Raw genomic sequence first — 12,941 nt, forward strand, 5'->3', positions numbered from 1 at the left:
GCGCATCCCGGTGGCGGTGGCGCGCCCCAAATCCGTTGGCCCGCTATTTGATTCGTCGCCCTCGCGGAATAGCCGCGGGCGACTGGCTCCAAGCGCGTAGTTCGAGGTCGACAGGGATAGCGAAATGGGTTGCCGGAGATATCGCCGACAACCCATTTCTTTTGTTACGCGCAGCAATTACCGAAAACTATTGCCCTTGCTGGTGAGCGCGCTGGCGTTGTTCCTGGACCGCGGCTTCGGCGCGCTCCTTCTCGGCGGCCGCTTCCTTCTTGGCCGCCGCACGCTGTGCTTCCGCCTTTTCCTGCTGGGACCTGCCTTCGTCCCGCAGATCGTCGTTTCCGAAGACCGCGCCAGCCGCCTCCTTGACCTTGCCCTTGGCGCCTTCGACGACGCCCTCGAGCCCTTCGCGGGGACCGCTCTTGTGTTCGGACACGATATCTACCTCCGAATTATCGGTTTTCAGGTGGACACTGGCCGCATACCCCGGATGGGCCCGTTGAACCGAAACTCTGTATTTTCATCGCTGATTCGCCAAAATTCTCGTTCGCATATCCGGCCGATCCGGAGGTTTCGCCGGGACGGCAGCGGTTATGGCCCGAACATGACGTCACTGTGGTTGAACGACGCCGAGGTTCCGGCGCGGCTGCGGCTCACACCGGGTCTGCATTTCGACACCGTCGTGATCGGCGGCGGGCTGACCGGCTTGGTGACCGCCCTGCTCCTGGCCGAGAGCGGCGTAGAGGTTGCGGTAATCGAGAGCAAACGGGTCGGGGCGGGCACCACCGGGGCCAGCACCGCGAAGGTGAGTCTGCTGCAAGGGATCCGAGCGCAACGGATCCGAAGTCGGCATGGCGATCGGGCCGTGCGCGACTATATCGAGGCCAATCGGGAGGGGCAACAGTGGCTACTGCGCTACTGCGCCGAGCACGCGGTGCCCGTGCAGCGCGTTCCGGCGCTGACCTACGCCCAATCCGAGTCCGAAATGTCCGCTGTGCGAGCCGAATACGAGGCAACGCGGGCAGCGGGGCTGCCGAGCACGCTCGTCGAGGAGCTGGATGTGCCGTTCCCCGCGCACGGTGCGGTCTGCCTGGATGATCAGGCACAGCTCGATCCGATGACGCTACTGGCCACCCTCGCGATCGATATCGAGTCGCGTACCGCGCCGATCTTCGAATCCACCCTGGCCAAGGGCGTGCGCGGCGGCGATGACGACGGGCTGATCATCGAGACCGAGCACGGCGATCTGCACGCGCACACGATCGTATTGGCCACCGGCACACCGATACTCGACCGCGGCGGCTTCTTCGCCCGGCTCACCGCCGAGCGGTCCTACCTGAGCGCCTTCAAAGTATCCGAGCCGATACCGCACGCAATGTTCATCAGCGCAGGACAGCCAACTCGATCATTACGCTATACGCCCGGTCCCGATGGCGACGACCTTTTGCTGGTCGGCGGCAACGGCCATGTGGTCGGCCGGACCAATGCCGCCGGTCGCCGCGCCGCGGAACTGATCAACTGGACCCTCGACTGCTTCCCCACCGCCGACCCGCTGCAGAGCTGGTCCGCGCAGGATTACCACCCGGTCGACGAACTGCCATATGTCGGCCCGCTGCTACCCGGGCAGAACCGCATCCTCGTCGCTACCGGCTATGCCAAATGGGGTATGACGAACGGCGTCGCGGCGGCGTTGGCCATTGCCGGCCGGATAAACGGCAAACCGCCGCGCTGGTCGGAGACCTTCGCCAGTTGGCGGCCGAGCGAACTGAAATCGCTGCCCGCCGCGGCGTGGGCCAATACCGCGGTGGCCCAGCAGCTTTCGACGGGCTGGCTGCATGCGCTCGCTGCCGGTCATGGCGCGGTTCCGGCCGAAGGGTGCGGTCGGGTCGAACGCCACGGACTGCGACCTACCGCCGTGTGCACCGTCGACGGCGAGACCACCGAGGTCGGCGCGGTGTGCCCGCATCTGCACGGCATCGTGCGGTGGAACGATGCGGAACGATCCTGGGACTGTCCACTACACGGATCTCGATTCGCCGCCGACGGAACGCTCTTGGAGGGCCCGGCCACCGAATCGCTCACACCGATCGCCGGACCGTATCCCGGACCAATGCCGCGGTATTGACCGCGGCCGCGCATCCTCCGTCACGGTCCACTGGTCACAGGGGACACTCGCCCGTCACGGTCCACTGGCCACAGGCGACACTCGCCCGTCACGGTCCGCTGACCACAGGCGACACTCGGCTGTCACTGTCCGCTGAACGCAGGCGACACTCACCCGGCCTGGGCCGCGCACTCTGCCTGCCGGGTAGCCGCGCCCGATCGGCGGAAACGGGCCTGCGACGACCCCTTGAGTTGTAACGTGTTCTAAGTTCGCGCTCCGGGTGGGGCTGACCGGATGGCGGCGCGGGCGTTCCACGGAATGTTCGGAGGGGTTGGATGCCACGACTGCCGATGCTGGGTGCTGTTGCGGCACTTGTTGTTTCGTTCACCATGATCGGATTGCCAGGGCCCGCGCGGGCCGGGGTCTACACCTGGACCGATATCGCGCAGTCCGCGGTGCCGAAGGCGGAGTGCGGGGCCGGATCGCTGCCGGAGACCGGGTTGCAGGGCGATGTTCCGGCGGCGGATCGGGCCAGTGGGCGCAGCACCGAAGGGTATCGGTGCAATCTCTCGTTCGTCGGTGGGTTACAGCAGCAGGGTGGCGGAATTCTGTCGCCGACCTACGACCATTGCTCGTACACGGGCACATTCTTTCCCGGGAACCTGCTGAATGGCGCGGCGCCGGGCGTGCACGTCCTCGACGTTTCGGATCCGGCCAACCCAGTGCACACCGCGACGCTGAACGAGCCCGCGATGCTGGGTGGCACGTGGGAGACGTTGAAGGTCAATACCGCGCGGAAGCTGTTGGCCGCGACCGCCGTTCCGATCACCACCGGCACGGCGTACTTCTCCATCTACGACATCTCCGACTGTGCGCACCCGGTGCTGCTCAACCCCGGTCCCGGCACTGATCTGACGATGCCATTGCCATTCCTGTCACATGAGGGCGGCTTCTCCCCCGATGGCAACACCTACTGGGCCTCCAGCACCAGCCCGGGGCTGCTCACCGCCATCGACGTCAGCGATCCGGCGAATCCGCGGGTGATCTGGCACGGGCTGCAGTCGTTGACCGCACACGGTTTCGGCATCAGCCCGGATGGCAACATCATGTATTTCTCCATCCAGAACGGCATGAATATCCTCGACATCAGTGCGATCCAACGCCGGGATCCCTATCCGGCGGTGCCGCAGATCGCGACGTATCACTGGGCCGACGGGTACTTCGACCAGCAGTCCGTTCCGGTCACCTATGGCGGCCGGCCGTACATCTTCACCGGCGACGAAGCCGGTTCCGGCGGTGTGAAATTGATCGATGTCGCCGATCCGGCCGCGGCCAGGAAGGTCGCGACGATCAAACTCGAGATCAATATGCCCGCACACCTCGGCGACCACGCCCAATCGGCCACCGGGAACGGCATCTTCTCCTACGACGCGCACTATTGCGTCGCCGATCGGCCCGCGGATCCGACCGCGCTGGCATGCAGTTGGATCGCCTCGGGCATTCGAGTCTTCGATGTGCGCGATCCCGGCGATATCCGCGAAATCGCCTACTACAACCCGCCCGCGCAGACGGGAAAGCAAGGACAGCTGCTGAATTCGGTGCACGCCGACACCTCGGTCATCGGCGCGCCGGTCTGGAATTACGTCCCGTTGGCCCGTGAGCTCGTCAACGGCAAACTCGATCCGGCCACCATGTTCGGCCCGCGCTCGGGCATGATGTTCGGCGGCGATATCAGCTCGGACTGGTGCCTGTCGCCGCCGATGTTCCATGGTGACCAGATCTGGACCACCTGCACCGACAACGGATTCATGGCACTGCAACTGGATAACGGGGTATACACACCGCCCACCGATCAGGAGTCGACCATTGGCTCATGAACGCCTGCGGTTCGCGGCAGTGGCCGTCGTTTGCCTGATAATCGGTGCGGCGGTTGGATTTTGGGCACACCGACCCGACGACGACGGTGGCACCGGACCGCTCTCGACCGTGGATATCGGCTTCGCCCAGGACATGTCGGTCCACCACGAGCAGGCGGTGCTGCTCGCGCAAACACTGCCCGCCGACGCGGGGCCTCAGATTCGCGGCATTGCGGAGCGGATCGTGCTGGCGCAGACCGCCGAAATCGCCCAGTTGCGCGGGTGGTTGCAACTATTCGACCTGCCGCTGAGCACCGATCATCCGATGCACTGGATGGGGCATGAGCACACCGCGCCCATGCCGGGTTCGGCGTCGACCGCCGAGATCACCCGGCTCGCCGGGCTGCACGGGACGGAGGCCGAAATTCTGTTCCTGCAGTTGATGATTCGCCATCACCACGGCGGTGTGGAGATGGCGCAGACCGCATTCAATACCGGCTCCGCCCCCGCAGTCACCCGGACAGCGCTGGAAATGGTCAACGAGCAGGGCAATGAAATCGGACAGATGACAGCACTCTTGACCGCCCGGCAAGGCCAACCCCTGCCATTCCCCTGACCTGCCAGCGCCGGGTCCGACGAGTCCGTCGATCGTAGTCGAATGGTGGTCGTACACGCCGCATTCAACCGCCATATCACTACGTTCGGCGAGCTGCTGGAGCGGGCGACGATCACATCACCAGTTGTCGGGGTGGTCGCCGCGGAGTCGTTTCAGGGCCAGGTCGATCCAGGTTTCGAAGTAATTGGTGAGATCGGCGGTGGTGGCGGGGCGGACGCTGATGTGTTCGCGGGTTTGCTGCTGAACGTAACGGCCGTCGCCTTCGGTATCGAACCATCCGATCGTGTACCAGGGGGCCGGGCGGCTGTGCAGGTATCCGGCGAGCAGGCCGGCGACGCCCGCGCCGGAGCGGTGCTGAATGAGACGATCGAAACGTTCCAGCGGACTGTGGCGACCGTGGCTGTGGCCGTTGTTGCCGGAACGCAGGTCCTCGACATGGAAGGTTTCCGGTTTGGCGCCGCCGGGAGGAACCGAGGGCAGAATGGCCGCCAAGCGTGCCGCCAGCTGTTCGGTGCGGAACAGCCGACAGCGGATAGGGCTGTCGACACCGTCGGTGGCGGTCTGGGTCAGCATCACCGCGTGAAAAGGGGTCCGGGCGCCGAGGACGCGGTATTCGCGGGGTTTGCCCTTGCCGAGAATCGTTGACTCACCGGCGATTTCGATGCGCAACTCGGAGGTTGTCAGGGTGTGCAGGGCGAGATTGATCTGCTCGGTTTCCTCGACACCGTAGCGGGCGCGCACGGCGGACCGATGCGCGGCGACCTCGTCGTTGGTGGCCAAACGGCTGACATAGCGCAGCGGATGCGGGAACCGGTCGTTCGCGTCGCTGTACCAGAGCGCCGCGAAATCGTCCGGTTCCCAACTCCATTCGGCCATCGTGGTCATCCAATCAACATCATGCGGCTCGATAGCGTCCCGAGGACAGCATCGGTACCTCGAAACAGGCAGCGGGCCAACGAAATCCAGATAAGAAGCGAATCCGGCCGCCGATATTTCGACCGGCGGCCGGGTATCAACTCGGTGTCGGTCCGGGTTCGGCGTGGTCCGCGCCGATCACGCCGCCGGCGACCGTCTTAGGAGCGGGTCCCAGCAGCTCTTCGGTGTTCTCCATGTTCCGAAGCCATTCGGGGAGCTGATGGGACTCGTCGTCGCCCTTGGATTGGCCACGGCCACCGCCCATTCCACCCATGCCCGACATGCTCGAGGTGCCGGTGGTGGTCGCCGCTCGTGCCGCGTTGGTTGTCGCGCTGGTTGTGGTCGGCGTACCGGACACAGTGCTGCCGGGTTTGCCCGAGGTCGTGCCGGAGGTACCACCCAGCCCACCGCCCGTGCCGCCCGTAACGCCCGGGTAGCTGCTCGGCGTGGTAGACGTACTCGTCGTGGGGGTCACCGAACTCGGTTGGGTAGCCGAGGTGCTCGACGGGGTCTGCGACGACGAATCGGTACTGGTGGGAGTGGTCGACGACGGATCCTGTGAAGTGTTCGTCGGATCGGTGCCCGGCTGCGAATCGTCCTTCTGGTCGCCGCCTTTGCCCTGATTGCCGGTCCCGGACGTCGAGTTACCGCCACCGTTTCCAGATGTCCCCGGGGTGTAGCCGTCGTTCTTGGTGTCGGGTGCCTTGTACAAGGGATCGGTCGGACTGTTCGGAACCGGGAGCACCGGAATCTGCTTATCCGCCGAAACGAACGTATCGACGTAATGAGCGCGCATGGCTTCCCGCGCGGCACTCTCGCAATCGTTACGCACCGCAGCAGAATTGGGGCCGTGGTAGATACCCAGGTTCCAACTCTTCGGGTTATACCACGATCCCCCGTCCGGCGGCTTGTCCACGGCGTTCTGAGTATCGTTGACGCCCTTGGCCGCTGCCGATACCCGATCGGCGAGGTTCTGCAGCGGTGTCGTCAGGTCCAATGCGGCCTTGGCGTATTTGCTGATCGCGTCTCGCGAACTATTCGCGGCGGTGCCGTCCCAGGCCGCTGTACTCGAATGATTGATCCGGTTGGCGAAAAGTTCTGCCGCCGAAGCCCATCGCGTGGCGATCTGAGCATATTCAGAGGCGCCATTATGCGCTTCGGTCGTATTCAGCGGGGTGAACGCGTTGTAGATCTGCCAATGGTTCCAGCTATCGACATGCTCACCGCCACCAGCAATCTTCGAGGGCTCATTCGAATCGGTCATTTCGAAGCTCCGACAGCCGGGGCTGAAATCACGCCTAGTTGGGTTATGGTACCGATCTGGCTGGCTTCCTTATTTGCCATCAACGCGTTGTAGCGTGCGGCGAATTCTTGATCCTGCTCCACGAATTTTTGCGCGATTGTGCGGTGCAGGTTTTGGATGTCGTCGACGATCTGGTAGTGCTGCTGGAGGATGTCGAAGACGTTGTTGGCCGAGTCTGTGGCTTGATTGACAATCTTGGCCTTGCCGCGGAAGCGAGCCACCAGCGTGTTGGCGGAGGTCATGCCGTCCGTCGTCTCGCCTAGACCCCAGTTCTTTCGGTCGGAGATCCTCTGTGCGGTCGTCTGAAGAGCCTGTATCTCGGCCTTGAAGGCTTCACAGTCGCGTTCGATGTAGACGAATTCGTCGGCGTTTACACGCACTTCGTTGCTGAAACTGACGGTCAGCTTGCCGTCCTGAGCGTCCTTGATCGCGCTGGCCAGCGGCCCCGCAGATGACGGTGTCGTGGATTCGCCGCTCACAGTTCGTGTTCCTCCCCAGGGTTTCCGGCCAGGATCGACCGGAGGTCGTTCAAGTCTAGAGGGTGGCCGGCATCGCTGGAATGATCTGGGTTGCGAGGCGCTCGGCGATCTCGCAAGAGTGCTGATTCCCAGACTTCCGACGTGACCTAGGGTTATCGATACTGACCTCCAGGCTGCCAGCCCTCATCTCAACAAGCAGGATGCAGTGCTCATGCTGATCCGTCTGATCATCGCTTGGGCGATAGGTAAGTGCCGCCCGCCCACCTACGTTGAGATCCTCGGTGACAGTGAACTGACTGTTTACATGCACCATTGCCAGGGTGATGTTGCTAGTGTCGATCGTGCCTGAGTAGCCGTCGGACTGAACCCAGATGCAGCCGCGCCACTTGATTCCGCCGGGCCTATCTGTGTTGTCAGCCCCCTTGTTCTTCAGCTCCTCCGACTGAATGAGAGACTGCGGAAGATCCTTACATGCATCGAACCCCGCTGGCACATCCGCTGCGATGGTCGGCGTTGCCGATGCACTGCTCGTATTGTCCTTCGACTCCCCACCGGAGTTGCAGGCCGAAACCAGCATGATCAGCCCTGCACCGAGAACTACACCCCGGACCACACCGCTCCAGCTGGCCATATCGTCCTCTCGCACCGGTTCCATCCCAGACCTGGGGCCGGACCGGCTTCCCCGCCCCCGCAAGCTCGTCTAGACCGTACCGGTCAGGTCACCAGCACGCAAAGCGTTCATCCAGCTGCAATCTCGGAGGAACGCTGAATCGGATGAAGCCCCAGACGCCGAAAGCAACTGGGGCTCCTGCGAATTCACTTGACATGCCGTTCAGGACTGCTCGAACTCCCCGTTCTGCACACCCGCCGTGAATGCATCCCACTCGGCGGGACTGAAGACGAGGGCCGGGCCCGTGGGGTTCTTCGAGTCCCGCACTCCGACCATGCCCCCGTCGATGTGTGCAACCTCCACGCAGTCTTTCGTCGAGCTGCTGCGGCTGCTCTTGTACCACTTCGCCCCCGACAGATCGACACTCACGCTCGGTGCTCCTTCGCCACAGCCAGGATCTTTCGCCTGGACTTGCTCTCATCCAACGCTACACGTCCGATCTCGGCGAGTGCAGTGCGATGAAGTTCCACCTCCTCTTCACGTTCCAAGTACAAGTCACCGGCGTAGCCCTCGACGTAGACGATCGGCGGTTCCACGAGCTTGGACTGCGGCAAGGGCGGAAACTCCAAGAGGGAGCACGATCCGACGAGCACACCGAGATGGCTGCAGGCGTCGAACGGGACAACCTGTATCGAAACATTTGGCAGGTCACCCACTTCGGCCAGGTGCCGCAGCTGTTCACTCATCACTGCTGGACCGCCCATCTCCTCGCGCAGTACGGCTTCCGACAGCAGTACCGTGACGGCGAACCCCGGATCCTCCAAGCGTCTCTGCCTGCGTATCGCCCATTCAATTCGTTTCTCGATCAGCTCGGAAGGCAGTTCGGGAGATTCGATCCAAGCTATCGCACGGCGATAGTTTGGGGTCTGCAGCAGACCCGGAAGTACGGCCACCTTCCACGCCGTCATACGACTGGCAGCCTCCTCCAAGGCCAGGTAGTGGTCGAAGTCCCCAGTGATCTGATCGGCATACGAACGCCACCAGCCACCACCGCGCTCCCGCGCCGCCCGCACCTCCTGCACCAGCCCCAACAGGATTCGCCGTTCGTCGTCGGTGGCACCGTAGGCATCGCACAGGGCGTTGACCTGAAAGCTGGTGATGCGGGTCGATCGCCCCTCCTCGATGCGGCCGATCGATTGCGGGGAGGTTTCGGCCAGCCTGGCCGCCTCGGCTTGATAGATACCCTTGACCGTCCGCAATCGGCGCAGTTCACGACCGAGGGCACGACGCGCAAGAGTACTACCGGTAACGCTCATATCGTTAGCCTCACTATGTAGTGACCGGACTTTTGGAAGCCGTCAGCAGGTGGCACTCACGTGGCGGTATCCGCGGAGAAAGTTTGGCGATAATACGACGGAATCGGGCGATTGAGGATGCCGTTTTCCGAGACTCGGATGTGTACTTGCATCACCCCGGTAGCCGGGATGCACCTACTGCCTAAGCGGATCACTTTGTATCACAGGCGGTTTCGGCCCCGGCTATCGGGCATTCCAAACACCCACATCCACATTCGGAGTATTCGCATGCACGGCCTGCCGGTAACGAACCACCGCGAATTGCCAGTGATGACAATCGAATACGCCCACGCCATGATGCAGGCGCACCTGGAATGCGCGGCATCGATGTGCCCAGTCAAGGCGCAAGCGAAGAAGCGGCTCATCGAGGCCGGACGGTTCGTCCCGGCCGATGTTCCGCACCAGGGGTTCTGATATGGCCGCCGATTCCATCCAGCACAAGCGCCCAAGCGTCGCGATGTCACCGGCCCAGATGCATCTGGAGATATCCCGCGACCTACACGCCGACTGCACGGTGCGGACGTGCGAGATGTTGTGCGCCTGTTGGACTCTCCTGATCGAAATGGGACATCCGCATCCCACCGATTCGCCCGCCGACTGCCCCACCTGCACCAGACCGTCTGCCTGACAACAGATCTCCAACGACCAAGGGGTGCTGCCCGATGCTCGCTCAGATCACCGCTCTCATCTTCCTACTCAACACCCTCCCTTACGGGCTGTGGTTGGTCTGTGCCGTGGGGAGACTTCACGCCGATCAGGGCGCGAGGAACACCGGTCAGGCGGGCCGATGACCGCCAGCAAGCCGAATTGCCGCCAATCGCGGGCTACCGGCCGCAATCCCGCACTGCCACAGCGTGATCCGTTCATCGGTCCACCTGCCACCTACAGCGGCGCACCAGCCGATGTGGTCGAGCGGTTCGCGGACGCGGTCCGCGAATGGGCGAATCAGCCTGTGCCCGCCGAGTCGTCCCGGTGTCGGGGTGTCGACTCCCCCGATACCGGTCTTGCCAACGAGAGGGGCATGATGCGTCGAGATAGCTTGCGGACCACCCGAACCCAGGATGGTCGCAAGGTCGCAGTATGGCAGTTGACAGGGATCTCGGCCCGCATCTTACGTGCGCAATTCACTTCGGAGTCCTTCACCGCGTACCGCCTGCCCTCGCGCACACCACTTCCGGCGGCACCACCCGGAACGGTCATATTCGATCCGTATCCCGATCTCGCCGCCGCTCGGGAGTTACTCCCCAAGCACGAGGACCTGTGGAACGCGCTTCGCGATGACTACTGGGCCGCGCTGATGAACATCGATGATCTGCCGAAACCGTCAGGGGCATAACGAATTGCCCCTGTCTGCCGGTTTGTGGCAGGCTGCTCTCGTTCACCACGAGGGGGGAGTCTTCGCATGCGTTTTCGTGTGCTCATTGTCTTGTTCGCGATCATCGGGATCGGCATCGGCGCGGTATTCGGGTGGAAGAAGGTGTTCGGCACCACCGTCGATCGGCCGACCGAGCTGGCCAATGTCGTCTGCGGAACGATGGGCGCCAAGGTGAAGAACACCGCCGACTATCGCAGCGGGACCGCGCCGCACATCTTGGCTGTCTTCGTCGAAGGCAACAAAGGCTATTCGAGCGACCGGGTCACCGATACCACGCAGGACCGGACACTGTCCGACGCGCAGGCCAAAAAGGAGATCTCCGATATCCAGCTCGTGGCCTGCGTCGGTCGCGACAACGAACAAGCACTCGGCCGCGACTGCGATTTCGACGGCGGCAAAAGGCTGCCGGTCTACCGCCCCGGCTACCATGTCCGCGTCTACGAACCCAAAACCCACCACCTCGTGGCGGAAAAGGATATCGACGCCGAATCGGCGGACAAATTCCGTTGCCCCACCACACATTTCGACCCGGGCGACCACAAGATCTACCTCGCCCCCGACAATACCGCGCTGGCCGCGATGCTCACCCCGCTCGTACGCTGACCGTCGAAGCAATCGCGTTGCTCGATTCGAGCGAGACGAATCATCTGCTGACGTGATGTCGGGGCGCAGTCACAGAGCAGCGGCTTCGCCGTCCAGTGGCCGGGCTCGCTGCAGGATCTCGTCGACGGTCTGCTCCACGGTGAGATCGGAAGTGTCCAACCATAATCCGATGCGCGGGGTCTGCGCCCGTAGCACCTCATCCAGGCTGTCGACCGTGAAACCGTCATAGGCGACCTTGTCCCGGGCCGCCTCGCGCGCGGCGACCGCAGCCGGTTTCGGCGCGAGTACCACCACATATCGCGGCCTGGTCCGGATGTGGTCGAGGGTGTAGGGCAGGAACTCGCCGAGCACGACATCCTGGATGATCGCGGTGAATCCGGCCGCGGCGTACGCGTCGGCGGTGTGCGCGGCCAGCGCGTGCCGCAGTCGCAGTTGGTCAAGTGCCTGTGTGGATGGTTCCGGACTCATGTCCACTCGGCCACCGATGATGAAGCGCCGGAACGCATCCCCGCGCACATGCGCCGAGCGCGGCAGCCGCTCCGCCAATGCCTGGGCGACCGTGGATTTCCCGGCGGCCTGGATACCGGTGATCAGGTAGACGGCGGATTCCATATCCGCCATGATCGCAGCCCGGCGCCACTCATTTTCCGCCGGCGTCTCCGCGAGTCAGCTCGCGCGGTGGATCGGATGCAGTCGTGACAGCGCGCGCACCGCGTCGGCGCGGGAGATCAGCTGATCGCCGTCGAGTTCGGCGATGGCCGCCTCCATCCATTCCCGGATCAGCGTCGACATGCCGATACCGCGAGCATCGGCGAGCTGTTTGACTCGGGTGTGCAGTTCCAGCGGCATGCGGATGGAGCTGGTCACGACGATGTCGTCACCGGGAGCGAGCGGCGGCGGGGCCTTGTCCGGCGGGACCGGTTCATCACTGAAGCTCAGCCGATCCATGAACGCCGTCACTTCGTCCGGGGTGGACGGGAAATCCTTTTCGCTCATCACCGGTTCTCCTGTTCCCACTCCTCGAACATTTTGAGTTCGTCGGCGCGCATTTCGCGGGCGCCGATGATCAGCCAGGTCCACTGGTCCTGCTGGCGCGTCGCCACGATCAACGGCCGCCCGGCACCGGTGCGACCCCAGACCGACAACACCGTGACATTGCCGTCGTCGGCGATCCGTGGCCAACGCCTGGCGCCTTCGAGGACCTGGCGTACTTCCCGGGGTCCGATGTCGATCAGGTGCGCGAACGCCCAGTCCGGCCACTCGAACCCCATGGCTACATACTACGCGCATAGTAACCGACCAATCGGTCGGGGTTTTCGGTCTCTTGACACGTAGGATTTTTCCTACCTATATTCGAGATCATGAACATCACTCATGCCAAGGTCGTCACCGTGCCCGTCTCCGACCAGGAGCGGGCCAAGGATTTCTACGTCGCCACGCTCGGATTCGAGCTGCTGGTCGATCAGCAGATGGGCCCGGTGCGCTGGCTGCAGGTCGCACCCAAGGGCGCACAGACCGCATTCACGCTGGCCAGTGCGGATCAGGGTTTCACGCCGGGCAGTTCCAGTGGTGTCATTCTCGAAACCGCCGACCTCGACGCCGACTGCGCGGTGCTGACAAAAGCCGGTGCGGAGGTCGAGGGTCCGACCGACCTGCCATGGGGTCGCCAGGCCACACTGACCGATCCCGATGGCAACCGCTTCGTGCTGGCCGCCGCGCGCCGGTGAA

17 protein-coding genes are annotated in these 12,941 nt (G+C 63.5%); 7 read left to right on the forward strand and 10 right to left on the reverse strand.

Translation table 11 applies throughout. The annotated features are described in order from the left end of the window. Positions 1 to 187 precede the first annotated feature (187 nt). Positions 188 to 433 carry a microaggregate-binding protein 1 gene (gene mbp1, locus ACHQ4I_RS26020; RefSeq protein ID WP_420774463.1) on the reverse strand — a complete coding sequence of 82 codons (246 nt, stop codon included), beginning with the start codon at positions 431 to 433 and terminating at the stop codon, positions 188 to 190. 168 nt (positions 434 to 601) lie between these two features. Here mbp1 and ACHQ4I_RS26025 point away from each other — a divergent pair, with 168 nt between their 5' ends. The 3 genes from ACHQ4I_RS26025 (at position 602) to ACHQ4I_RS26035 (ending at position 4,573) form a co-directional block, all read left to right on the forward strand. Next, complete coding sequence (locus tag ACHQ4I_RS26025) at positions 602 to 2,122, forward strand: FAD-dependent oxidoreductase (RefSeq protein ID WP_420774464.1); 1,521 nt, start codon at positions 602 to 604, stop codon at positions 2,120 to 2,122. A gap of 368 nt (positions 2,123 to 2,490) precedes the next feature. Further along, positions 2,491 to 3,978 carry an LVIVD repeat-containing protein gene (locus tag ACHQ4I_RS26030; protein WP_420774950.1) on the forward strand — a complete coding sequence of 496 codons (1,488 nt, stop codon included), beginning with the start codon at positions 2,491 to 2,493 and terminating at the stop codon, positions 3,976 to 3,978. Then, entirely contained in the window at positions 3,968 to 4,573 is a 606-nt protein-coding gene (locus tag ACHQ4I_RS26035) for a DUF305 domain-containing protein (RefSeq protein ID WP_420774465.1), read from the forward strand. Before ACHQ4I_RS26030 ends, ACHQ4I_RS26035 begins: the two co-directional genes overlap by 11 nt. 117 nt (positions 4,574 to 4,690) lie before the next feature. Here the strand turns inward: ACHQ4I_RS26035 and ACHQ4I_RS26040 are convergent, their stop codons facing one another. From ACHQ4I_RS26040 to ACHQ4I_RS26065, 6 genes are all read right to left on the reverse strand, one after another. After that, entirely contained in the window at positions 4,691 to 5,458 is a 768-nt protein-coding gene (locus ACHQ4I_RS26040; protein WP_420774466.1) for an ESX secretion-associated protein EspG, read from the reverse strand. Between the two features lie 127 nt (positions 5,459 to 5,585). After that, entirely contained in the window at positions 5,586 to 6,752 is a 1,167-nt protein-coding gene (locus ACHQ4I_RS26045) for a hypothetical protein (RefSeq protein ID WP_420774467.1), read from the reverse strand. Further along, positions 6,749 to 7,270: a hypothetical protein gene (locus tag ACHQ4I_RS26050; protein WP_420774468.1), complete on the reverse strand. Its 522-nt coding sequence runs from the start codon at positions 7,268 to 7,270 to the stop codon at positions 6,749 to 6,751. The genes ACHQ4I_RS26045 and ACHQ4I_RS26050 overlap by 4 nt, the downstream gene beginning before the upstream one ends. Positions 7,271 to 7,325: 55 nt before the next feature. Further along, positions 7,326 to 7,916 (reverse strand): DUF3558 domain-containing protein, encoded by a 591-nt coding sequence (locus tag ACHQ4I_RS26055; protein ID WP_420774469.1) that lies wholly within the window; start codon positions 7,914 to 7,916, stop codon positions 7,326 to 7,328. Positions 7,917 to 8,102: 186 nt separating this feature from the next. After that, on the reverse strand, positions 8,103 to 8,309 hold the full coding sequence (locus ACHQ4I_RS26060) for a DUF397 domain-containing protein (protein ID WP_420774470.1): 207 nt from the start codon (positions 8,307 to 8,309) through the stop codon (positions 8,103 to 8,105). Then, a complete protein-coding gene (locus ACHQ4I_RS26065) occupies positions 8,306 to 9,196 on the reverse strand; it encodes a helix-turn-helix domain-containing protein (RefSeq protein ID WP_420774471.1) in 891 nt (296 codons plus the stop codon). Before ACHQ4I_RS26065 ends, ACHQ4I_RS26060 begins: the two co-directional genes overlap by 4 nt. Positions 9,197 to 9,463: 267 nt before the next feature. Between ACHQ4I_RS26065 and ACHQ4I_RS26070 the strand changes: the two genes are divergently transcribed. The 3 genes from ACHQ4I_RS26070 (at position 9,464) to ACHQ4I_RS26080 (ending at position 11,213) form a co-directional block, all read left to right on the forward strand. Further along, positions 9,464 to 9,649 carry a hypothetical protein gene (locus ACHQ4I_RS26070; RefSeq protein WP_420774472.1) on the forward strand — a complete coding sequence of 62 codons (186 nt, stop codon included), beginning with the start codon at positions 9,464 to 9,466 and terminating at the stop codon, positions 9,647 to 9,649. 373 nt (positions 9,650 to 10,022) lie between these two features. Further along, the gene (locus tag ACHQ4I_RS26075) at positions 10,023 to 10,571 is read left to right on the forward strand and encodes a hypothetical protein (protein ID WP_420774473.1); all 549 of its coding nucleotides are present in this window, start codon (positions 10,023 to 10,025) and stop codon (positions 10,569 to 10,571) included. Between the two features lie 66 nt (positions 10,572 to 10,637). Beyond that, the gene (locus ACHQ4I_RS26080) at positions 10,638 to 11,213 is read left to right on the forward strand and encodes a hypothetical protein (RefSeq protein ID WP_420774474.1); all 576 of its coding nucleotides are present in this window, start codon (positions 10,638 to 10,640) and stop codon (positions 11,211 to 11,213) included. Between the two features lie 69 nt (positions 11,214 to 11,282). Here ACHQ4I_RS26080 and ACHQ4I_RS26085 read toward each other — a convergent pair whose 3' ends face one another. From ACHQ4I_RS26085 to ACHQ4I_RS26095, 3 genes are read right to left on the reverse strand one after another with little or no spacing between them, the layout of a single operon-like run. Beyond that, entirely contained in the window at positions 11,283 to 11,825 is a 543-nt protein-coding gene (locus ACHQ4I_RS26085; protein ID WP_420774475.1) for an AAA family ATPase, read from the reverse strand. Between the two features lie 54 nt (positions 11,826 to 11,879). Continuing rightward, entirely contained in the window at positions 11,880 to 12,209 is a 330-nt protein-coding gene (locus ACHQ4I_RS26090) for a hypothetical protein (protein ID WP_420774476.1), read from the reverse strand. Continuing rightward, the gene (locus ACHQ4I_RS26095) at positions 12,209 to 12,484 is read right to left on the reverse strand and encodes a hypothetical protein (protein ID WP_420774477.1); all 276 of its coding nucleotides are present in this window, start codon (positions 12,482 to 12,484) and stop codon (positions 12,209 to 12,211) included. The genes ACHQ4I_RS26090 and ACHQ4I_RS26095 overlap by 1 nt, the downstream gene beginning before the upstream one ends. Before the next feature lie 90 nt (positions 12,485 to 12,574). Here ACHQ4I_RS26095 and ACHQ4I_RS26100 point away from each other — a divergent pair, with 90 nt between their 5' ends. Further along, positions 12,575 to 12,940, forward strand: coding sequence for a VOC family protein (locus ACHQ4I_RS26100; RefSeq protein WP_420774478.1), 366 nt, complete (start codon positions 12,575 to 12,577; stop codon positions 12,938 to 12,940). Position 12,941 lies beyond the last annotated feature (1 nt).

The sequence above is a fragment of the Nocardia nepalensis genome (assembly GCF_048910785.1).
In the GTDB taxonomy this organism is placed as follows: Bacteria; Actinomycetota; Actinomycetes; order Mycobacteriales; family Mycobacteriaceae; genus Nocardia; species Nocardia nepalensis.